Origin of the sequence: Paracoccus sp. MKU1, from assembly GCF_001447385.1 — a bacterium.
Lineage (GTDB): Bacteria > Pseudomonadota > Alphaproteobacteria > Rhodobacterales > Rhodobacteraceae > Paracoccus.
Map to the genome: position 1 here is coordinate 115790 of NZ_LLWQ01000193.1, position 21612 is coordinate 137401.

The 21612-nt window shown below is 68.6% G+C and carries 20 protein-coding genes; 10 read left to right on the forward strand and 10 right to left on the reverse strand.

All coding sequences use genetic code 11. The features are described from left to right. Window positions 1-79 precede the first annotated feature (79 nt). The 9 genes from AQY21_RS16745 to ureG all read left to right on the forward strand — a co-directional run bounded on the left by AQY21_RS16745 (window position 80) and on the right by ureG (window position 5858). Complete coding sequence (locus AQY21_RS16745; protein ID WP_058098751.1) at window positions 80-886, forward strand: urease accessory protein UreD; 807 nt, start codon at window positions 80-82, stop codon at window positions 884-886. Window positions 887-898: 12 nt separating this feature from the next. Next, window positions 899-1201, forward strand: a complete 303-nt coding sequence (locus AQY21_RS16750; protein WP_058098752.1) for an urease subunit gamma — start codon at window positions 899-901, stop codon at window positions 1199-1201. A 9-nt stretch (window positions 1202-1210) separates the two neighbouring features. Beyond that, complete coding sequence (locus tag AQY21_RS16755) at window positions 1211-1759, forward strand: HupE/UreJ family protein (RefSeq protein ID WP_058098753.1); 549 nt, start codon at window positions 1211-1213, stop codon at window positions 1757-1759. Then, window positions 1756-2064: an urease subunit beta gene (locus AQY21_RS16760; protein WP_058098754.1), complete on the forward strand. Its 309-nt coding sequence runs from the start codon at window positions 1756-1758 to the stop codon at window positions 2062-2064. The genes AQY21_RS16755 and AQY21_RS16760 overlap by 4 nt, the downstream gene beginning before the upstream one ends. Before the next feature lie 10 nt (window positions 2065-2074). Continuing rightward, a complete protein-coding gene (gene ureC / locus AQY21_RS16765; RefSeq protein ID WP_058098755.1) occupies window positions 2075-3775 on the forward strand; it encodes an urease subunit alpha in 1701 nt (566 codons plus the stop codon). A 121-nt stretch (window positions 3776-3896) separates the two neighbouring features. Beyond that, a complete protein-coding gene (locus AQY21_RS16770) occupies window positions 3897-4118 on the forward strand; it encodes a hypothetical protein (RefSeq protein ID WP_058098756.1) in 222 nt (73 codons plus the stop codon). 19 nt (window positions 4119-4137) lie between these two features. Next, on the forward strand, window positions 4138-4602 hold the full coding sequence (locus AQY21_RS16775) for an urease accessory protein UreE (RefSeq protein WP_058098757.1): 465 nt from the start codon (window positions 4138-4140) through the stop codon (window positions 4600-4602). A 3-nt stretch (window positions 4603-4605) separates the two neighbouring features. Continuing rightward, entirely contained in the window at window positions 4606-5238 is a 633-nt protein-coding gene (locus AQY21_RS16780) for an urease accessory protein UreF (RefSeq protein ID WP_058098758.1), read from the forward strand. Then, window positions 5235-5858: an urease accessory protein UreG gene (ureG, locus tag AQY21_RS16785; RefSeq protein ID WP_058098759.1), complete on the forward strand. Its 624-nt coding sequence runs from the start codon at window positions 5235-5237 to the stop codon at window positions 5856-5858. The genes AQY21_RS16780 and ureG overlap by 4 nt, the downstream gene beginning before the upstream one ends. Window positions 5859-6084: 226 nt before the next feature. On the opposite strand, the gene AQY21_RS16790 is transcribed toward ureG, so the two are convergent. The 4 genes from AQY21_RS16790 to recA all read right to left on the reverse strand — a co-directional run bounded on the left by AQY21_RS16790 (window position 6085) and on the right by recA (window position 11215). Next, complete coding sequence (locus tag AQY21_RS16790) at window positions 6085-6879, reverse strand: class II glutamine amidotransferase (RefSeq protein ID WP_058098760.1); 795 nt, start codon at window positions 6877-6879, stop codon at window positions 6085-6087. Window positions 6880-6947: 68 nt separating this feature from the next. Then, entirely contained in the window at window positions 6948-7238 is a 291-nt protein-coding gene (locus AQY21_RS16795; RefSeq protein WP_058098761.1) for a DUF1330 domain-containing protein, read from the reverse strand. Continuing rightward, a complete protein-coding gene (alaS, locus tag AQY21_RS16800) occupies window positions 7235-9892 on the reverse strand; it encodes an alanine--tRNA ligase (protein ID WP_058098762.1) in 2658 nt (885 codons plus the stop codon). Before alaS ends, AQY21_RS16795 begins: the two co-directional genes overlap by 4 nt. 252 nt (window positions 9893-10144) lie before the next feature. Continuing rightward, window positions 10145-11215 carry a recombinase RecA gene (recA, locus tag AQY21_RS16805; protein WP_058098763.1) on the reverse strand — a complete coding sequence of 357 codons (1071 nt, stop codon included), beginning with the start codon at window positions 11213-11215 and terminating at the stop codon, window positions 10145-10147. Window positions 11216-11459: 244 nt separating this feature from the next. Here recA and AQY21_RS16810 point away from each other — a divergent pair, with 244 nt between their 5' ends. Beyond that, the gene (locus tag AQY21_RS16810; RefSeq protein WP_058098764.1) at window positions 11460-12044 is read left to right on the forward strand and encodes a sulfotransferase family 2 domain-containing protein; all 585 of its coding nucleotides are present in this window, start codon (window positions 11460-11462) and stop codon (window positions 12042-12044) included. Between the two features lie 27 nt (window positions 12045-12071). Here AQY21_RS16810 and AQY21_RS16815 read toward each other — a convergent pair whose 3' ends face one another. From AQY21_RS16815 to AQY21_RS16840, 6 genes are all read right to left on the reverse strand, one after another. Then, entirely contained in the window at window positions 12072-14114 is a 2043-nt protein-coding gene (locus tag AQY21_RS16815; RefSeq protein ID WP_058098765.1) for a PAS domain-containing hybrid sensor histidine kinase/response regulator, read from the reverse strand. Between the two features lie 56 nt (window positions 14115-14170). After that, on the reverse strand, window positions 14171-15322 hold the full coding sequence (locus tag AQY21_RS16820) for an RsmB/NOP family class I SAM-dependent RNA methyltransferase (protein ID WP_058098766.1): 1152 nt from the start codon (window positions 15320-15322) through the stop codon (window positions 14171-14173). A 75-nt stretch (window positions 15323-15397) separates the two neighbouring features. Next, window positions 15398-16204 (reverse strand): lytic transglycosylase domain-containing protein, encoded by an 807-nt coding sequence (locus AQY21_RS16825; protein ID WP_058098767.1) that lies wholly within the window; start codon window positions 16202-16204, stop codon window positions 15398-15400. Between the two features lie 145 nt (window positions 16205-16349). Further along, entirely contained in the window at window positions 16350-17660 is a 1311-nt protein-coding gene (locus tag AQY21_RS16830) for an HlyD family type I secretion periplasmic adaptor subunit (RefSeq protein ID WP_058098768.1), read from the reverse strand. 24 nt (window positions 17661-17684) lie between these two features. Then, window positions 17685-19799 carry a cadherin-like domain-containing protein gene (locus tag AQY21_RS16835; RefSeq protein ID WP_058098769.1) on the reverse strand — a complete coding sequence of 705 codons (2115 nt, stop codon included), beginning with the start codon at window positions 19797-19799 and terminating at the stop codon, window positions 17685-17687. Beyond that, window positions 19796-21559: a type I secretion system permease/ATPase gene (locus AQY21_RS16840; RefSeq protein WP_058098770.1), complete on the reverse strand. Its 1764-nt coding sequence runs from the start codon at window positions 21557-21559 to the stop codon at window positions 19796-19798. The genes AQY21_RS16835 and AQY21_RS16840 overlap by 4 nt, the downstream gene beginning before the upstream one ends. Window positions 21560-21612: the final 53 nt, after the last annotated feature.

A 21612-nucleotide genomic window follows, 5' to 3' on the forward strand; every position in this document is an offset into this window, starting at 1 on the left:
GGGATCGGGCCGGCGGATCTGGTGCCTTGCCTTGCAGTCGCGGCGCGGCTCTGCCGATGCTTCGGGCAAAGAGGTCCCGATGCTGCACCAGACGATCCCCTGCCAGCTTCCCCGCGCCCAAGGGCGTGTCCGCGCCGGATTCGCGCTGCGCGGCGGCACGACCCGGCTGGCGCGGCTGCACCAGTCCGGCAGCGGCAAGGCCATGCTGCCGCCCGCAGAGGGCTGCGAAATGGTGCTGCTGAACACCGCGGGCGGGCTGACCGGCGGCGACAGGATGGAGATCGCGGTCGGGCAGGCGGCCGGCACGCGGCTGGTGGTGACCACGCAGACGGCCGAGCGCGCCTATCGCTCGGTGACCGGGCGGGCGCGGGTCTGGGCGCGTTACGACGTGGCGGACGGCGCGCATCTGGACCTGCTGCCGCAGGAAACGATCCTGTTCGACCGCGCCGCGCTCGCGCGCGAGCAGGAGGTGGCGCTGGCGGGTTCCGCCAGCTGTCTCTGGGCCGAGGTGCTGGTGCTGGGCCGCGCCGCCATGAGCGAGGTGGTGACCCGTCTGGACCTGAGCGACCGCCGCCGCATCAGCCGCGACGGCCGGCCGGTCTTTGTCGAGAACCTGCGCCTGACCGACGCGGCGCTGGTCGGAGGCGGACCGGCGATGCTGGCCGGATGCCGCGCCTTTGCGACGCTGGTGCTGGTGGCCCCCGACGCCGCCGACCGGCTGGGGCGGGCGCGGGATGCGCTTGGCGCGGACGGCGCCGCCAGCGCCTTCGACGGCAAGCTGGTGGCACGGCTGATGGCGGCCGACGGCTGGGACCTGCGGCAGGCGCTGATGCGGCTGATCCGGGCGATCCGGCCCGGCCCCCTGCCCCGCGTCTGGCAAATCTGAAGGAAGCCCAAGATGAACCTGAGCCCCCGCGAAAAGGAAAAGCTGCTCGTCTCGGTCGCCGCCATGGTGGCGCGCGCCCGGCTGGCCCGCGGCGTCAGGCTGAACCACCCCGAGGCCATCGCGCTGATCTCGGACTTCGTGGTCGAGGGCGCGCGCGACGGCCGCACGGTCGCCGATCTGATGGAGGCCGGCGCCCATGTCATCACCCGCGAGCAATGCATGGAGGGCATCCCCGAGATGATCCACTCCGTGCAGGTCGAGGCCACCTTTCCGGACGGCACCAAGCTGGTCACCGTCCACGACCCCATCCGCTGAGAGGCTGCCATGAAACCTATCCTTCCCCTGCTGCTGATGCCCACGGCGGCCTTTGCCCATCCCGGCCATCCCGGCCATGCCGCGCCCTTCGCCGAGGGCTGGATGCATCCGCTGGGCGGCATGGACCATGTGCTGGCGATGGTCGCGGTGGGGCTATGGGCCGCGACGGCGCCGGACCGGCGCGGCCTCTGGGCGCTGCCGCTATGCTTTGTCGCCGCCATGCTGGCCGGCGGCGCTCTGGGGGCGGCGGGCCTGCCCCTGCCGGCGGTCGAGCCGATGATCCTGGCCTCTTCCGTCATCCTCGGCCTTGCCGTGGCGCTGGCGCTGCGGCCCTCGCTGGGCTTTGCCTTGCCGGTGGTGGCGGTCTTCGGCCTGATGCACGGCCATGCGCATGGCGCTGAGGGACCGGCCTCGGGCCTTGCCGCCTATGCGGCGGGCTTCGTGCTGGCGACCGCGGCGCTGCATCTGGCCGGGATCGGGCTGGGCCGGCTGGGTGCCGGCCGCCTGCTGGGCGCGGCGACGGCGGCGGCGGGCGTCGCGCTGGCGGTGCTGCCGTGATCCCCGGCGAGCTCTTTCCGGCCGAGGGCGAGATCACCCTGAACGCCGGGCGCGAGGCGGTCACGCTGATGGTCGCCAATACCGGCGACCGGCCGGTGCAGGTCGGCAGCCATTACCATTTCGCCGAAACCAATCCGGGGCTCGACTTCGACCGGGCGCGCGCGCGTGGCATGCGGCTGGACATCGCCGCCGGCACCGCCGTCCGCTTCGAGCCGGGCCAGCGGCGCGAGGTGCGGCTGATCCCGCTTGCCGGCCGGCGCGCGGTATACGGCTTCAACGGCACGGTCATGGGCCCGCTGGATTGAGGAGACGATCATGGCGCTGACCATTTCCCGCCGCGACTATGCGCAGATGTATGGCCCGACCACCGGCGACCGCCTGCGGCTGGGCGATACCGAGATCATCATCGAGGTCGAGCACGACCTGACCACCTATGGCGAAGAGGTCAAGTTCGGCGGCGGCAAGGTGATCCGCGACGGCATGGGCCAGTCGCAGGCCAGCCACGCTGAGGGGGCCATGGACACCGTCATCACCAATGCGCTGATCCTTGACCATTCCGGCATCTACAAGGCCGATATCGGCCTGCGCGACGGGCGCATCCACGGCATCGGCAAGGCCGGCAATCCCGATACCCAGCCGGCCGTGACGCTGGTGATCGGCCCCGGCACCGAGATCATCGCCGCCGAGGGCCGCATCGTCACCGCCGGCGGCATGGATGCGCATATCCATTTCATCTGCCCGCAGCAGGTCGAGGACGCCATCGCCTCGGGCATCACCACCATGCTGGGCGGCGGCACCGGCTCGGCGCATGGCACGCTGGCCACCACCTGCACGCCGGGGCCCTGGCACATCCGGCGGATGCTGATGGCGATGGATTCGGTGCCGGTGAACATGCTGATCTCGGGCAAGGGCAATGCCTCGCGCCCCGAGGCGCTGGAGGAGATGGTCCGCGCCGGCGCCGCCACGCTGAAGCTGCACGAGGACTGGGGCACCACCCCGGCCGCCATCGACTGCTGCCTGACCGTCGCCGATGCGATGGACGTGCAGGTGACGATTCACACCGACACGCTGAACGAATCCGGCTTCGTCGAGCACACGCTGGCGGCGATCAAGGGCCGCACCATCCACGCCTTCCACACCGAGGGCGCGGGCGGCGGCCATGCGCCGGACATCATCCGGCTGGTCGGTGCGCCGAACGTCATCCCCAGCTCCACCAATCCGACCCGGCCCTTTACCGCCAACACGGTCGAGGAGCATCTGGACATGCTGATGGTCTGCCATCACCTCGACAAGCGCGTGCCCGAGGACGTGGCCTTCGCCGAAAGCCGCATCCGCCGCGAGACCATCGCGGCCGAGGACATCCTACACGACATGGGCGCCTTTTCGGTGATCTCCTCCGACAGCCAGGCCATGGGCCGGGTGGGCGAGGTGGTGACACGCAGCTGGCAGACCGCGCACAAGATGAAGCTGCAACGCGGCCGGCTGGCGGAGGAGACGGGCCAGAACGACAACCTGCGCGCCCGGCGCTACGTGGCGAAATACACCATCAACCCCGCCATCGCGCATGGCGTCAGCCATGAGATCGGCAGCGTCGAGCCCGGCAAGCGCGCCGACCTGGTGATCTGGGACCCCGCCATGTTCGGCGCCAAGCCGGAAATGGTTCTGGTCGGCGGCATGATCGCCTGGGCGCAGATGGGCGATCCGAACGGCTCGATCCCGGTGCAGCCCATGTATATGCGGCCGATGTGGGGCGCGATGGGCCGGGCGCGGCATGCCTCGGGCGTGACCTTCGTCAGCCGGGCCGGGCTGGATGCCGGCTGCGCCGAGGGGATGCTGAAAACGGCGGTGGCGGTGCGGGACACGCGCGGCATCGGCAAGGCCGACATGCGGCTGAACCACGCGACACCCCTGATCGAGGTGGACCCCGAAACCTACGAGGTGCGCACCGATGGCGAGCTGCTGGCCTGCCAGCCCGCCACAGAACTGCCGCTGGCCCAGAGATATTTCCTTTTCTGAAAGCCGCTTACGCCGCCGCTGCAATGCAGCATTGCAAAAGAAGCCATGGTGATGATCGCGAAACAGACCTACATTCGACGCCAGGGGAGGAAACCATTCGCCAAGACCGAAAGGGTTTCCCATGGCTACCATCGCAACCAACCGCTTCTCGCCCCGCCTGCCGGCGCTGTTCGACACTTTCCTCAAGTGGCTCTCGCGCGGGACCGAGGCCTATATCGAGAAGCATTCGCGCCGCGCCGAGATCGAGGCGCTGGAGGCGAAATCCGACGCCGAACTGGCCCGCATGGGCATCACCCGCGACCGGATCGTGCATTACGTCTTCAGCGACCGTTTCTACATCTGATCCGCAAGGGGGCGCGGCAATGAGCGCGCCCCTGCAATTGCGGGCCGCCGCTGTGCTTCGCGCCGCCGCGGCCGATGACGCGGCCGACGACACGGTGGTCCTCGACTACGAGGGCCGCTTTCTGCGCCGCAAGCGCCTGACCTCGCGCGGCGGGCTGTCCTTTCTGGTCGACCTGCCCGAGACGGTCAGCCTGGACCCCGGCGACGCGCTGCGGCTCGAGGACGGGCGGCTGGTCGGCATCGCCGCCGCGCTGGAGCCCTGCCTGCGCATCGAGGGGCCATTGCCGCGCCTCGCCTGGCATATCGGCAACCGCCACACTCCCTGCCAGATCGAGCCCGACCACCTGCTGATCCGCGCCGATCATGTGCTGGAAGCCATGCTGCGCGGCCTGGGCGCCCGCGTCACCCCGACCATGGCGCCCTTTGCCCCCGAGGGTGGCGCCTATGGCCATGGCCGCACCATGGGCCATGACCATGCGCATTAGCCGATGTCCGCGCTGGACCGCCTGTCGCTGATCCAATGGCTGTCGCCGGCCTTTCCGACCGGCGGTTTTGCCTATTCGCATGGGCTGGAACAGGCCATGGCGGATGGCGCGCGGGACGCCGATGCGGTCTCGGCCTGGGTCGCGGATGTGCTGCGCCATGGCGGCGGCTGGGTCGATGCGGTGCTGCTGTCCCTGGTGCTGCGCGGCGAGGATGCCGGGGAGATCGCGGATCTTGCCCGCGCCCTGGCCGGCTCGGCCGAGCGGCTGGCCGAGACCATGGATCAGGGCCGCGCCTTTGCCGCGACTGTCTCGGCGCTGTCGGATGTGGCGCAACCGGCGCGGCCCCTGCCCGTCGCCTTGGGCGAGGCCGCGCGCCGCCTCGCCCTGCCGCCCGAAGAGGTGGTCGCGCATTACCTGCACGCCTTCGCCGCGAACCTGATCTCGGCCGCGACGCGCTTCCTGCCGCTGGGCCAGGCCGAGGCGCAGGCGGCGCTGGCCCGGCTGCATCCGCTGATCGCCGCGCTTGCGGCCGAGGCCGCGACGGCCGGGCACGACCGGCTGGAAAGCTGCTGCTTCGGCGCCGATCTGGCGGCGATGCGGCATGAAACCCTGGAGGTAAGGATCTTCCGCACATGATGAACGGACCTCTTCGCGTCGGCATCGGCGGCCCCGTCGGCGCCGGCAAGACCACCCTGACCGAGCAACTGGCCCGGGCGCTGGCGCCGCACCTGTCGATGGCGGTCATCACCAACGACATCTATACCCGCGAGGATGCCGAGGCGCTGATGCGCGCCCAGGTGCTGCCGGCCGAGCGCATCCGCGGCGTCGAGACCGGCGGCTGCCCGCATACCGCCATCCGCGAGGATGCCAGCATCAACCTGGCCGCCGTGGCCGATCTGCGCGCCGCCTTTCCTGATCTTAAGCTGATCCTGATCGAATCGGGCGGCGACAACCTGGCCGCGACCTTCTCGCCCGAGCTGGCCGATCTGACGATCTATGTCATCGACACCGCCGCCGGGCAGGACATTCCGCGGAAACGTGGGCCGGGGCTGGCGCGCTCCGACCTGCTGGTGGTGAACAAGACCGATCTCGCCCCGCATGTCGGTGTCGATCTGGCGCTGCTGGAAAGTGACGCGCGGACGGCGCGGGGCGCGCGGCCCTTTGTCATGGCCGAGCTGCGGCATGGCCGGGGCATCGACGAGATCATAGGCTTCCTGATGCGCGACGGCGGGCTTGCGCTTGCCGATTCGATCTGACCGGACCGGCGCCGGGCCGATGGCAGCGTCTTTTGGGTATTTGGGCAACGGAGAAGGCGCAGGCGTGGCGAAATCGCCACCGACGCGCAGGTTGCGCGGCCAGTTGCCGAGCATCCGGGCGACGGTGAGACCGGCGGAGCGATCGACTTTCGACAGCCGTGCGCTCAGCGACTGCCAGCTTTGGCGAAAAGGGGCCAGTGGGCGGCCCTGCCAGACCTGCGGGCGGTCAGGCGACGGCGCGCAGCGGCGCAGGACGGAAGGGCGTGATCGTCACCTCAGCGCCGTCGAAGATGCAGAAGCTTTGCGCCGGCACCTCCAGCCAGCCGGTTTCGTCGCTCTCCAGCGGTTCCGAGACCACGGCGCGGCCGCCCCGGGTGTCGGACCAGCGGTGGAACAGGGTCGGCGCATGCTCGTCGCTGGCATAGCGCAGGGCGTAGAGCCTTCGGCCGTCCGAGAAGGCGGCCGTCAGCCGCACATGCGGCGCCGCGCCCTTTTGCCGGGCCAGCGCCTCGAATTGCGCGGTGGCGCGAGCCATGGCGCCGGCGGGGTCGCCTTCCAGCCCCTCGCCCAGGGCCATCAGGAACAGCGCCTCGCTGTCGGTGGCGCCCTTGCGATGGGCATAAAGCTCGTCGGGAATCAGCACCTCGGCATGGCGGCGATAGCTGTCATAGCCGCCGAACTGGCCGTTATGCATGAAGCTCCAGCGGCCGACGACGAAGGGATGGCAATTGTTGCGGCTGGTCGCGGTGCCGGTCGAGGCCCGCACATGCGCCAGGAACAGATGCGACTTGACCGTGGCGGTCAGGCTGCGCAGGTTGCTGTCCGACCAAGCCGGCATGATGTCGCGGTAGAGGCCGGGCTCCTCGCGCTCGCCATACCAGGCGATGCCGAACCCATCGGCATTGACCGGGGTATGACAGCGCGTCGCCCCGTGGCTTTGCCGGACCAGCGAATGGCCGGGCCGGCAGATGACATCCTCAAGATAGATCGGACTGCCGACATAGGCTGCCCAGCGGCACATTATCCCTGCCCCTTTCCGCGCTTTTTCCTAGGGCTAGCACGAAAAGCCTGACGAATCACCAAAAAGTCTTAGGCCGGGTTCTCTTCAACGATCACAAGGTCGCGTTCTGCCGCATTCCGGGCATGGTCCAGCGCCGCCTGATACTCGGCCGAGCGATAGCAGGCCACCGCATCCTCGACGCTGGGGAAGCGCGCCACGACATTGCGGGCGCGCTCCTTGCCCTCGAGTTGCACATAGCGCGAACCGCGGGCCAGGAAGGTGCCGCCATGCGCGGCGATCGCCGGCCCTGCCAGCCGGGCATATTCGCCATAGGCCTCGGGGTCGGTCACGGTCACATGGGCGATCCACAAAGCGGTCATGCTTTCTCTCCGATCAGGGTTTCCACTGCCGAGATGGCGCTGTCGGCCGCGGCAAGGCTGGGCGCCCCGCCCTGGGCGCGGTCGGGCCGGCCGCCGCCGCCCTTGCCGCCAAGCGCCGCCGTCGCGGTCTGCACCAGTTCGACGGCGCTGATCCGGCCGGTCAGGTCGGGGGTCACGCCCGCCGCCACCGTCGCCTTGCCGTCGGCCTCGGCCAGCACCACCACGGCACCCGAGCCGAGCCGCGACTTCATCTCATCGACCAGCGGGCCGAGTTCCTTGCCGCTCACGCCCTCGACGCGGCGGGCGATCAGCTTGATGCCGTTGATTTCACGGGGCTTGTCCTCGGTGCTGCCGCCCATGGCCAGCTGGCGCTTGAGCTGCGCGACCTCGTTGGCCAGCGCCTTGCGCTCATCGGCCAGCGCGCGGACCTTGTTCACCACGTCGCCGGTCTGCGCCTTAAGGATGCCGGCGATTTCGTTGAGCTCGCCATCCACACGGCGCAGCTCGTCCATCGCCGCCTGGCCAGTCAGCGCCTCGATGCGGCGGATGCCGGCGGCGGAGGCGGTTTCCGAGGTCAGCGCGAACATGCCGATGTCGCCGGTGCGCGCGACATGGGTGCCGCCGCAAAGCTCCAGCGAATAGGTCTGGCCGCCGGTGCCCTTGCCCGAGCCCGGCAGTTCGCCCATCGAGACCACGCGCACTTCGTCGCCATATTTCTCGCCAAACAGCGCCTGGGCGCCCAGGGCGCGGGCGTCGTCGGGGGTCATGATCCGGGTCTCGACCGGGCTGTTCTGGCGGATGAAATCGTTCACCTCGCGCTCGACCTGCGCCAGCTCCTCAGGTGTCATCGCCTTGACATGGCTGAAGTCGAAGCGCAGCCGATCCGGCGCATTCAAGCTGCCGCGCTGCGCGACATGTTCGCCCAAGGCCCGCCGCAGCGCCTCGTGCAGCAGATGCGTGGCCGAGTGGTTGGCGCGAATGGCGCTGCGGCGGTCGTGATCGACCGAAAGCTGCGCGCCCTGGCCGCGCTGGATGCTGCCCAGCGTCACCTCGGCGATATGAACGAAGACGCCGCCCGACTTCCTGGTGTCGGTCACACGCGCCGCCCCGGTTTCGGTCTTGATCAGCCCGGTATCGCCGACCTGGCCGCCGGATTCGGCATAGAAAGGCGTCTGGTTGACGACGATCTGCACCGCCTGGCCCTCGCCCGCCTCCTCGACGGCTGCGCCATCCTGCACCAGCGCCAGGATCTGGCCCTCGCTGATCTCGGTATCATAGCCGAGGAACTCGGTCGCGCCATGCTCCTCGGCGATGTCGAACCAGATCGCAGCGTCCTTGGTTTCGCCCGAGCCGGCCCAGGCGGCACGGGCCTTGGCCTTCTGCTCGGCCATCGCCGAATCGAACCCGGCCGTATCGACCGCGCGGCCCTTTTCGCGCAGCGCGTCCTGGGTCAGGTCCAGCGGGAAGCCATAGGTGTCGTAGAGCTTGAAGGCCGCCTCGCCCGGCAGGTCCGCGCCCTCGGGCAGCTTGGCCAACTCGTCGTCCAGCAGCCGCAGCCCGCGGTCCAGCGTCTGCTTGAAGCGGGTCTCCTCGAGCTTCAGCGTCTCCTCGATCAGCGCCTGGGCACGGCCGAGCTCGGGATAGGCCGCGCCCATCTCGCGCACCAGCGAGGGCACCAGGCGGTGCATCATCGGGTCCTTGGCGCCCAGCATATGGGCGTGGCGCATGGCGCGGCGCATGATGCGGCGCAGCACATAGCCGCGCCCCTCGTTCGAGGGCATCACCCCATCGGCGATCAGGAAGCTGGTCGAGCGCAGGTGGTCGGCGATGACGCGGTGATGCACCTTGCCGGGACCGTCCGGGTCAGCCGAAGTCGCATGGGCGCTGGCCTCGATCAGGCTGCGCATCAGGTCGGTGTCGTAATTGTCATGCTTGCCCTGCAAGAGCGCGCCGATCCGCTCCAGCCCCATGCCGGTGTCGATCGACTGCATGTCGAGCGCGCGCATCGAGCCGTCCTCGAACTGCTCGTTCTGCATGAAGACGAGGTTCCAGATCTCGATGAAACGGTCGCCATCCTCCTCGGCCGAGCCGGGCGGACCGCCCCAGATCTGTTCGCCATGATCGTAGAAAATCTCGGTGCAGGGGCCGCAGGGACCGGTCGGACCCATCTGCCAGAAATTGTCGCTGGTCGGGATGCGGATGATGCGGTCGTCGGGAAGGCCCGCGACCTTTTTCCAGATCTCCGCCGCCTCGTCGTCGGTGTGATAGATCGTGACCAGCAGCTTGTCCTTGGGGATGCCGAAATCCTTGGTCAGCAGTTCCCAGGCAAAGGGGATGGCACCTTCCTTGAAATAATCACCGAAGCTGAAATTCCCCAGCATCTCGAAGAAGGTATGGTGCCGCGCGGTATAGCCGACATTGTCGAGGTCATTATGCTTGCCGCCGGCGCGCACGCATTTCTGCGCAGTGGTGGCGCGCTTGTAATCGCGCGTCTCGACCCCGGTGAACAGGTTCTTGAACTGCACCATGCCCGAATTGGTGAACATCAGGGTCGGATCGTTCCTCGGCACCAGCGGGCTCGAGTCGACGACCCGATGGCCGTTGCGTTCGAAATAGTTCAGGAAGGTTGAGCGGATGTCATTCAAGCTGGGCATATCGGGCCTTCATCGCAAAGCGGTTTTCCCGGCCAGAACCGGTTTGCCGCCCGGTCTAGCCCCAGCCATGGCGGCTGTCCAGCAATCCCGCATGGCCTGACGCTGTGGCGGCTTCTTCCGTGTGCAAATATCCCGGGGGAGCGCCTCCTGCGCCCCGTCGAGGGGCGCAGGAGGCGGGGGGGCAGAGCCCCCCGAACACAGGAAATGTGCGGGTTCACTCCGCACACCCTTTCGAACCGTCCCGATCCGGGATTAATCCTCGGCCATCACCTCGTCGCCCTCATCCGAGACGCCGAAATCCAAGCCGTGGCTGGCACGGATCTTGTCCTCGATCGCATAGGCGACATCGGGGCGATCGCGCAGATATTGCTTGGCATTCTCGCGGCCCTGACCGATGCGCTCATCGCCATAGGAATACCACGAGCCCGATTTCTCGACCACGCCGGCCTTGACGCCCAGATCGATCAATTCGCCGACCTTCGAGATCCCCTCGCCATACATGATGTCGAATTCGACCTGGCGGAAGGGCGGCGCGACCTTGTTCTTGACCACCTTGACCCGAGTGGTGTTGCCGGTCACTTCATCGCGGTCCTTGACCGAGCCGATGCGACGAATGTCCAGGCGCACCGAGGCATAGAATTTCAAGGCGTTGCCGCCGGTCGTCGTCTCGGGACTGCCGAATATCACGCCGATCTTCATGCGGATCTGGTTGATGAAGATCACCATGCAGTTCGAGCGCCCGATGCTGGCGGTCAGCTTGCGCATCGCCTGGCTCATCAGCCGGGCCTGGCTGCCCATCTGCATGTCGCCCATGTCGCCCTCGATCTCGGACTTGGGGGTCAGCGCGGCGACCGAATCGACCACCACCAGGCTGACCGCGCCCGAACGCACCAGCGTATCCACGATCTCCAGCGCCTGCTCGCCGGTGTCGGGCTGGCTGATCAGCAGCTCGTCCAGATTGACGCCCAGCTTCTTGGCATATTGCGGGTCCAGCGCATGTTCGGCATCGACGAAGGCGCAGACGCCGCCCTTCTTCTGCTCCTCGGCCACGACATGCAGCGTCAGCGTGGTCTTGCCCGAGCTCTCCGGCCCGAAGATCTCGATGATCCGGCCCTTCGGCAGGCCGCCGATACCCAGCGCGATGTCGAGCCCCAGCGAACCGGTCGACGTGGCCTCGATCTCGGCCACCGGATTGTCGGCGCCCAGTTTCATGATCGAGCCCTTGCCGAACTGCCGTTCGATCTGGGCCAATGCGCTGTCCAGCGCCTTCTGCTTGTCTGCGGATCGCTTGTCGCTCATGTCGAAAAGTGTTGCCCCTGCCATGCGGTCCTCATGCTTATTTCATACCCCGCCATCCGGGGCAATCAGCGCCCGCCCGCCATTTTGTTCACGGGTTGTTCCTATTTGCGCCTCATTGCGCCGAAATGCAAGTCCTGGTTCGCGAATCGGAAGATGCAGCGCATCTTCCGCCCCCCAGCCTGCCGGGAAAGGGTTAAGAAACGGTTTACAGTCCCGGGGCGAGTGGCTATCCCGGCGCACACGCCGCAATGGCAGGAAGCTTTCAGAAATGCTGATCTTTTGGGAAAGACGCCTGGTTTTCCTCGCGACGCCGAAAGCCGGGTCCACGGCGGTCGAAACCGCGCTCGAGGCGCTGGCCAATGTCGCCGTCCAGCGCCCGGCCGAGTTGAAACATGCCGATCTGCGCACCTATCGGCGCCATATCGAACCATGGCTGCACTCGGTCACCGGCGAGAAATTCACCACCATCGCCCTGATGCGCGAGCCGATCGGCTGGCTGCGCAGTTGGTATCGCTTTCGCCTGCGCGACGATGACGAAGATCCCAACCATGCCATGATCGGCCTCAGCTTCGCGGATTTTGCGCAGGCCTATGCCAATCCGCAGGGACCGGACGTCGCGCGTGTCGGCGCCCAGGCGGATTTCCTGACCGCCGAAACCGATCGCGTCGACTGCATCTTTCGCTACGAGGACATGGATGCCTTCACCCACTTCCTCGAAGACCGGCTGGATTGCGCGCTCAGCCTGCCCCGCGTCAACGTGCCTCCCGCCGTCGATGTCAGCCTGACCTCCGAGCAGGAATCCCTGCTGCGCCAGGTCATGGCGCGGGACTTCGCGCTTTACGATTCGCTCTGACCCGGGGCCGGCCAGCCGTCCGGCGCCCTAGCGATCACCCTCCAGTTGCCGCGCCACCAGGGCGGTCAGCTCCGAAAGCGAGAACGGCTTGGCAAGGAAGGCCGCATCCGGCACCGGGGGCCGCCCCTCCGAGAAGATGTCCTCGGCATAGCCCGACATGAAGACCACCTTGGTCCCGGGCCGATCACGCAACGCGGTGCGGACCCAGGCCGGCCCGTCCATCCCCGGCATCACCACATCGGTAACAAAGACATCGACCACCAGCCTCTGGTCGGCCAGCAGCGACAGGGCATCCTCGGCACAGGCCGCCTCGAGCACCTCGAACCCCTGCAACTTCAGCGCGCGGCTGGCAAAAGCACGGACCGGGGCCTCGTCCTCGACCAGCAGCACGGTCGCCTCGACATCGCGGCGGGCGCGCATCGGCCCGGTCGGCGCCGGACGATGGGCGTCTTCGGCCATGCCGCGGTCATGCGCCGGGAAAAAGAGCGAAAAGCAGCTGCCTTCGCCCGGCGTGCTGTCGCAAAAGATATAGCCTCCGGTCTGCTTCACGATCCCGTAGGCGGTCGAGAGGCCCAGGCCCGTGCCCTCGCCGGTGCGCTTGGTGGTGAAGAAGGGCTCGAAGATCTTGGCCAGATCGTCGGGGGCGATGCCGCAGCCCTGGTCGCGGACCTGGACCCGGACGTAGTCCCCGGCCGGCAGCGTGGCGCGCCCGTATTCGGCCCGGGTCTCCAGCCGGACATTGTCGGTGCAGATGGCGATGTCGCCGCCCTCGGGCATGGCATCGCGGGCATTCACCACCAGGTTCATGATGACCTGCTCGAGCTGGCGGCGATCGGCATGGATCATCCGCAACGCAGGATCATGGTCAAAGGTCAACGCGATCCGCTCCCCCACCAGGCGGTTGAGCAGATGCGTCAGTTCCGAAAGCGTATCGCGCAGGTCGATGATTTGCGGCTTGAGCGTCTGCTTGCGCGAAAACGCCAGCAATTGCCGCACCAGCGCCGCGGCGCGGTTGGCGTTCTGGCTGATCTGGTCGAGGTCGGCATAATCGGGATCGGCCTTGTCATGCCGCAGCATCAGCAGGTCGCAATGTCCGGTGATCGCGGTCAGCAGGTTGTTGAAATCATGAGCGATGCCGCCGGCAAGCTGGCCGATGGCCTGCATCTTCTGGCTTTGCACGAACTGCGCCTCAAGCGTCTTGAGCGCGCTGGCGTCGGAGAGCACGGCGGTGACATGCTCGTCCCGGCCGCGCGTCAGCGACAATTGCACGAAACGGTCTGGCCCTTCGGCCTTGACATGCAGCACCTCGCTGCCGCCGACCGTCCGGCCGGCGCTGACATCGGAAACCCATCCCGACAGGTCACGCCCAAGCCCATCCAGCAGCGCGGCCAGGTTCTGGCCCAGGGTCGCCCCACCCAGCAGCTCGCAAGCGGCGGTATTAGCGCGAACGATATTGGCGGCCGGGTCGAGGATCAGCAGCGAGACCGGAAGCAGGTCGAAATCATCCCCTTCGGTCCGAGAGGGCAAGGCGGCAGGCTGGGCCGGAGCTTCCGGCGCGGCGGCCTGCCAAAGCTGGATGCTCGAGCCTGCCTGCCGTGTCACCAGGTATTCGCCGGCCTCGCCCAGATCGGCACGCATCTTGCCGCGGCGTGCCAGACCGAGGCCCAGATCGTTCCAGAGCGTCATCGGATCGGCGTGGCGCCGGCTCAGCGCGTCCTGGATATGGCGTCCGACCAGATCGCCGATCCTGTCCAGCCCGACCTGGTTCTGGGCCAGCACCACCCCGTCCGGGCCGACCGCAAAGGCCGGCCGATCATGGTGCAGGACGGCAGGCAGCATGCGGTCGAGATCGCGCCGCACCGCCAACCCGCGCCAGAGATGGCGAGCCGAGATGACCCCACCCAGCAGATACCAGGCGGTTACGGCCGCACCCACGGCCAGCAGGGTGATGCCGCCCGCCGCATCCTGCGGTCGCAGCGCCAACCAAAGCGCGCCGATCACCGCCGGCAGCGTCAGGAAGGGCAGCACGATCTGTGCCGAACGCAGGGTTTCCGCGCGTTCCGAATTCATCCGACCCCTCGCCGCCAGCCTTTTCCGCTGCATAGCGCATACGTGCTAACAAAGGGTTAACGGCGGTGCATCAGGGCCAGATAAAATCCGTCCGAAGCCGTAAGCGGCAAAAACCGCCGGGTCAGGATCGGCTCAAATCCCTGATGCCGCGCCAGAAACCCCTGCACCTGCTCGTCGTTTTCAACGGTCAGGACCGAGCAGGTCATATAGGCCAGATGCCCGTCATCGGCGACGAAGCCCGCCGCCTGATCCAGAATCCGGCGCTGCTGGGCCGCAAGTCGCTCCAGGTCGTCGCGCGTCAGGCGCCATTTCGCATCCGGGCTGCGCCGCCAGGTTCCGCTGCCCGAGCAAGGCACATCGGCAAGGACAGTATCGAACCGGCCCGCGACCTTGCCGGGCGCCGCGAGGCGGATGCGCAGCCCGGCCCTTTCGGCGCGCGCCGGCAGATCGGCCATGCGTCCCGCATCGATGTCATGGGCGGTTACCGGCCCGACGCCCTGCGCGGCAAGCGCCAGCGCCTTGCCGCCGCCTCCGGCGCAGAAATCCAGCAGGCTGCCGCGCGCCGGCAGAGCCGCACAGGCCATCTGCGGCGAAAGATCCTGCAATTCGACCAACCCCTCGCGATAGGCGCGGCAGGCGGCCAGGCGCCGGGCGCCCTCGGTAATGCGCAGCGCCGTCGGCAGCTCGGGATGGGGGGCGGTGGCGATGCCTTCCTCGGCCAGCATGGCGGCAGCGCGGACGGGATCGCTGCGGCGGCGGTTGACCCGCAGCCAGACCGGCGCACGGTCGCGCATGGCCAGCGCCACCGGATCGGCATCGGGGCCCAGCGCCTCGCGCCAGAGCGGCAAAAGCCAATCCGGTAAGTCCAGCGCCTCGTCCGGCCTGGGCACGCGGCCGGCCTGACGCTCGGCCTCGGAAAGCCGGGGCGGCGCATGCCCTTCGCCGGTGAACAGGGACGCCGGGTCGATCCCCTCCTCCCGGCACATGCCCAGCAGCAGCCCGCGCCCGGACAGCGCCCCGCCCAAGGCGGCGCGCGAGCGCAGCCGGCGCAGGGCATCGAACACCAGATCCCGCACTGCCGCCCGGTCTCCGGAACCGGCAAAGCGGCTGGCCCGCGCCCAGCGGATCAGCGCCGCTTCGGCGGCCTGCCCGTCGAGAATGCGGTCGAGGATGGCGATGGCCGCGTCGGCTCGGGCGGCGGGCGTCATGTCAGGCTGCGTCCCAGGCGCGGCGGATGGCGGATCCCGCCCAGAAAAGGCGCCGGCCGGGCTTTGTCAATCCCGTCAGGGTGGGACGGCCGGCCGCCAGAGCGAGGCGCCGCCCTCTCCGGCCCCGGCCAGGCGCACGCCGATCATCGGCCCGCCGCCCTTCGCCCCCAACGGCGAGCGCCCCGAGGCCAAGACCGCCAAAGAGCCGGGCCGACCGGTGACCTGACTGCCAAGGGGGGCGCCAAGCAGCATCACCCTGTCCCGCACCCGCTTGCGCTGGCCAGAATCGATCGCGGCAAAGCTGTTATAGGTCTCGGGCGAGGCGGTCATGCCGGCAAACCCCCGCTCGCGCAGCATCTGGTGCAGCGTGTCGAAACGAGCCAGGTAACGCCGCGCATGGACCGGGGTGCGAGAGTGGAATGCCCCCGCCGCCAGACGCCAATCCCCCATCTCGGCATGAAGCTGGCGCAGGAAGCGGGCGGCATAGCGGGCGTTTTCCAGCGGATCGAACATCTGCGCGACCGAGGCAAAATGCGCGCCGTGCCAACGATAGTTCAGCTGAAAGCAGCCGATATCGATATTGGTTCGACCCAGGGCCACGCGGTCCTCGGCAAAGGCGACGGCGCTGGCGGGATCGTCGAACCAGGTGCCTTCGCCCTCGGCATTGGCACTCCACGCCCAGGGCCGCACGAGCCCGTCCAGCCGGCGCCCGGTTTCCGTCAGGGTCAGCGCACCCAGAATCTCGGCGGGAACCCCGTTTTCCTCGGCCGCCTGCTGCGCGGCCCATTCGCAGACCTCGGCCGAAGGCAGGGCCGGTGCCGGGCCGGGCACCAGAATCAGCGCCAGAAGCAAAAGGCGAAACAGAAAGGGAAAACCGGACATGGGCGGCCACACGGAGGATCTGCCGCCAGTTCTAGGGCGAACCCGTTAATATTCGGTGAGCGCGACCCGGACCGGCGCAGGACCCTGCCGGCAAACGCGGGCCGGGCGGGCAGCCGCAGTCAATCCGGCCGCCCCCCGACCGGCCTCAGCGCTCGCGGAAGGCGCGGTTGAACTGGTCGGTCAGCGGCTTGGCGAGATAGGAAATCGCGGTGCGCTCCTCGGTGGTCACGAAGACCTCGACCGGCATGCCGGGCATCAGCCGCAGCCCGGCCAGCTTGGCGAGCTCTGCCGGGGCGACCTCGATATCGCCGGCATAGAAGCTTTCCCCGGTGGTGCCGACGCGGGTGGTGGCCGCGGCCAGATAGGTCATCATCCCCTCGAGCTCGGGGGTGGTGCGCTGGTTGAAGGCGGTGAAGCGCAGCCGCGCGGTTTGGCCCACGGCGATCTGGTCGATGCTGGCGGGGGCGAATTTCACCTCGATCTTCAGCCGGGCTTCCTCGGGGACGATGGTGGCCAGCACCTCGGCCGGGGTGATGACGCCGCCGACGGTGTGGATCTTCATCTCGTTCACGATCCCGGATATCGGCGCGCGGATATCGGTGCGGGTCAGCCGGTCCTCGATCGCCGCCCGGCGGTCCTGCAATTCCGAAATCCGCGTCTCGACCAGGCTCAACTCGCGCTGCGCCTCGGTGCGGGCGGTTTCGTCGATGGCGATGACTTGCAGGCGGATCTCGCTGGTGCGGGTCTTGGCGCGGGCGATGGCGGCGTCGATCTCGCCGCGCTCGCCCAGCAGCCGGGTGCGCTCGCGGCCGATGGCGAAGATGCGCGAGCTTTCGACCAACCGGGCCTCGGTCAGGGTCGAGATGCGCTGATGCTCGGCCTCGACCAGCTCGATCTCCTCCAGCTTGGCGGCGCGCTGCGCCTCCAGCCCGGCGATCTCCTCGCCGATCTGCTCGATGCCCAGCTCCAGCTGCTGCTTGCGGCTTTCCCGGTTCAGCCGGTTGCCTTCGAAAAGCCGCGTCTCGCCGGCGATCAGGCTGGCCACCCCCGGCGCGGCGGCAACCAGATCGGCCGGAAAGGCGATCTCGCGCAGGTCGTCGCGCTCGGCGACCAGCCGCGCCCGCCGTGCCGCCAGCTCGACCAGTTGCGAGCGAATGATCGACAGCTCCGCCCGGGTCTGCGCATCGTCAAGCCGGACCATGACCTGGCCCGCCTGCACATGGTCGCCCTCGCGGATCTCGATGCTGCTGACGATGCCGCCGTCGCGGTGCTGGATCAGCTTGAGGTTCTGGTCCACCGCCACCTCGCCCTGGGCGATCACCGCGCCGGTCAGCCGCGCCGTCACCGCCCAGCCGCCGACCCCCAGCACCAGAAGCAGGCCGAGCAGGAAGCCCGCCGCCACGCGCGGGCCCAGGCTGAACCCGCCGTCATCGCCCTTGCCCCTGTTGGTCCGCATGGTTCGCCCTCCCCCCAGCCTTCGTCAGCTCACCACCTGCTCGACCACCACCAGAAGATGGCGGCCCTCCAGGGTGATGGTGGTTTCGTAAATGTCGTCGCGGTTGAAATCGGCCTCGATCACCGTGCGGTCGATCTCGTCGTCGCGTTCGTGGCGAAAGCGGATGCGGATGTCGTCATCGTCGAAATCCTCGCCATAGATCCGTTCGAACTCGTCCTCCTGCTTGTCCAGGATCCGCTCGAACAGGTCGTATTTCGACATGCGCAGCCGGTCGCCGACCTTGAAATCCAGGATCTCGAAGCTGCGCGCCTCGACCACCGTCCCGGGCTCCGGCGGCGCCGGCGGCAGGAACTCAAAGAGATCGTTTCCGCCGCCGCCTTCCAGGCAGGCCGGCGCATCGCCGAGGATGAAGTGATCGTCGCCCGAGCCGCCCCGCACCGCCTCCAAGCCGGTGATGACATCGGTGCCGATCTCGACCCCGACGGCAAGGCCGGCATCCAGGTCGATGAGCAGGCAATCTTCGGCGGCGGAATAGTCCAGCACATCCGTGCCCTCGCCGCCGTCGAGGCTGCTGCCGGCCCCGTCCAGCGCGGCGATCACATGGTCGTCGCCCGAGCCGGCGACCACCGCCTCGAAGCCGGCGATCGTGTCGTTGCCGATCTCCTCGCCGCTGGCACGGCCGGCCTCAAGGTCGATATGCAGGCTCTTGCTCGCAGCGGAATAGTCCAGCACATCCCTGCCCTCGCCGCCGTCGAGATGGTCGCCGGCACCGTCCAGCGCCGCGATGATATGGTCGTTGCCCCGCCCGCCGCGGACCACGTCGACGCCCGCGCCATCGTCAAGCACGTCATCGCCCGCACCGCCTTCCAGAAGATCGTCGCCGGCACCGCCGACCAGCACGTCGTCGCCGGCGCCGCCATACAGGCTGTCATGGCCGCTGCCGCCGTCCAGAAGATCGTCTCCGGCTCCGCCCTCCAGAAGATCGTCGCCCGCCTCGCCATGCAGGATGTCATCGCCGGCCTGGCCGAAAAGCCGGTCGTTTCCCGCCCCGCCCCACAGGTGATCGTCGCCGGCGCCGCCGAAGATCACATCGTCGCCGGCGCCGCCCAGCACCGTGTCGTCGCCTGCGCCCGCCAGGACATGATCGTCGCCGCGCCCGCCGCGCACGACATCGTTGCCGCCGCCCGCATCGATGTTGTCGTCGCCGTCGCGGCCGTCGATATCGTCGGCGCACAGGCTGCCGAGCAGGTTGTCGTCCTGATCGCTGCCTTGCAGGAAATGCCGCTCGAAGACCGAAAGATGCGCGGTCTGGGTGACGAAGGCCGCGCCGTCGCCGATCTGATAGCTCAGCGTGACCGGGCCGCTGAAATCCGGATCGGGGATATAGCTCCAGCCGGTTTCGGTGCGGATCACCTCGCCCGCCGAGGCGGTGACGTCCTGCACCGACAGCAGATCGCCGTCGGGATCCTCGGCATGGCGCAGCAACTGGCCCAGCCCGATCGCCAGCACCGCACAAGAGGCCAACTCGCCCAGATTGACCGGACCCGAAAGGCGCGGCGCGCGGTTGCCCGCCTCGGGCAGCGGCGCGACGGGCTTGTCCTCGTCGGGCTCCGCCGGCGGATCGGCAGGACGGTCGCCCGGCTGCGAGGCCTGGCCGATCCCCGGCGCCGGGCTGACCGGCGCGGCGGCGGCAATGCGGTTGTCATTGGCGGCGATACGGCTGGCGGAAACCGGCAGGGCCTGCTCCCAAGGCAGCAACAGGCTCGGCGCCTCGACCTGCACCGATTTCACCGGAGCCGCGGGACCGGGGGCGAAGCCCGACGGACCGGTATCGACCGGCGGCGGCTCCGGTGCCGGCGCGTCGCCCTCGGGCTGCCGGGCCGGCGCGCGGGGCGCGGCCGGGGCCGCCATCGCCAGGTCGGGCGGTGCCGAGTCCTCTATGGTCGCGCGGGGCGGGGATGGCGCCTTGTCCTGTCCCCAGGCCGGAAAGATGGATTTCAGATACAGGCCCAGCCATATCAGGGCCGCACCGACCACATAGGGGGTGCGGGTTTCCTGTTCGCCGGCCTTGGCCGCATAGCGTTCCGCGGGGACCGTTTCGGCCGCATCGGCCCGCATGCCCTTGACGTTGATGATCATGCCGTGACGCGCGCCGTTGCCGGGGCACGCTCCTTTCTGTCGGTTTGCGCGACCTCGGGCTCGACCCGCACCGGGCGCGCGATGATGTCCTCCTTGGGACCGAAGGCGGTCATCCGGCCGTTCTGGATCACCGCCACCAGATCGACCGCCGCCAAGGCGCTGGGGCGATGCGCGATCACCACCGCGATGCCGCCGCGCGCCTTGACCGCGTTGATGGCGGCGGTCAGCGCCGCCTCGCCCTCGCCGTCGAGATTCGAGTTCGGCTCGTCCAGCACCACGACGAAAGGATCGCCGTAAAGCGCGCGGGCCAGGCCGATGCGCTGGCGCTGGCCGCCCGAAAGCGCAAGACCCATCGGACCCAGCGCCGTGTGATAGCCGTCGGGCAGGCGCACGATCATCTCATGCACGCCGGCGGCCTTGGCGGCCTCGACGATGCGGCGCGGATCGGGGTTTTCCTCGAGACGGGCGATGTTTTCCTGGATGTCGCCCTCCAGCAGCGCCACCTCTTGCGGCAGATAGCCGATATGGCGGCCCAGCGTCTCGTCGTCCCATTGCGCCAGTTCGGCATCGTCCAGCCGGACGCCGCCGCGCAGCGCCGGCCAGATCCCGGTCAGGGCGCGCGCCAGCGTGGTCTTGCCGCCGCCGCTGGGACCGATCACCCCCAGCGCCTGGCCCGGCGACAGGGCGAAGCTCACCTCGCTCAGCAGCACGCGGCCGGAATCGGGCGCGGCGACGGTGACGTTCTCGACCTTCAGCGAGCGGCAGGGGGCGGGCAAGGGCATCGGCTCGTCGGCCTCGGCCAGCGCGACCACCGTGTCGCGCAGCCGCCCGAAGGCGGCGCGCGCGACCACCACGCCCTTCCAGTTGGCGATGGCCATGTCGATCGGCGCCAGCGCCCGGGCCGAGGCGACCGAGGCGGCGATGATCGCGCCGGGCGACAGCTCGCCCCGGATGGTCAGGAAGGCGCCCAGCCCCAGCACCGCCGATTGCAGGATCATCCGCAGCACCCGCGAGATCGCGCCGAAGGTGCCGCCGACATCGTTCGCCCGCGTCTGCAAGCTCAGATGCTCGTCATTGGCGCGGGCAAAGCGCATCACGGCGCGGGCGCCAAAGCCCATGGCCTTGACGATCTCGGCGTTGCGGGCATTGGAATCGGCGATGGCGTTGCGGGCGATCATCGCTTTTTGCGACGCCTCGTTCAGGCGCCGGGTCATCAGTTCGGTCACGATGGTCAGCACCGCCAGCACGAAGGCGCCGCCCAGCGTCAGCGCCCCCAGCCAGGGATGCAGCACATAGACGAAAGCCACGAACAGCGGCACCCAGGGCAGGTCGAACAGCGCCACCGGCCCCTGGCTGCCCAGAAAGCCGCGCACCGTATCGACATCGCGCCCCCGCTCCAGCGCCTCGGAGGTGGAAAAGCCGAAGCGCGGCATGTCGATGGCCACCTGATGCGCCAGCGGCGCCAGCCTGCGGTCCAGCCGCGCCCCGATCCGCACCAGGATCTGCGAGCGAAGGATGTCGAACAACCCCTGCGAGAAATACAGCCCGATGGCCAGGACCGAGATCGCCAGCAGCGTCGGCACGCTGCCGCTGGTCAGGGCCCGGTCGTAGATCTGCAACATGTAAAAGGCACCGGTCAGCGCCAGGACGCTGATGATGCCCGATATTCCGAACAGAAAGACCAGAACGGCGCGATAGCCCCGGATCAGATTCGCCGCGCCCCGGCGCTTCGCCGCCTTCGTCATGTCCCTGCCACGCATCTGCGTTCACCTGTTGACTTGTCTTGGGGAAAAGGGCCCGCCGGTCTCCTGGG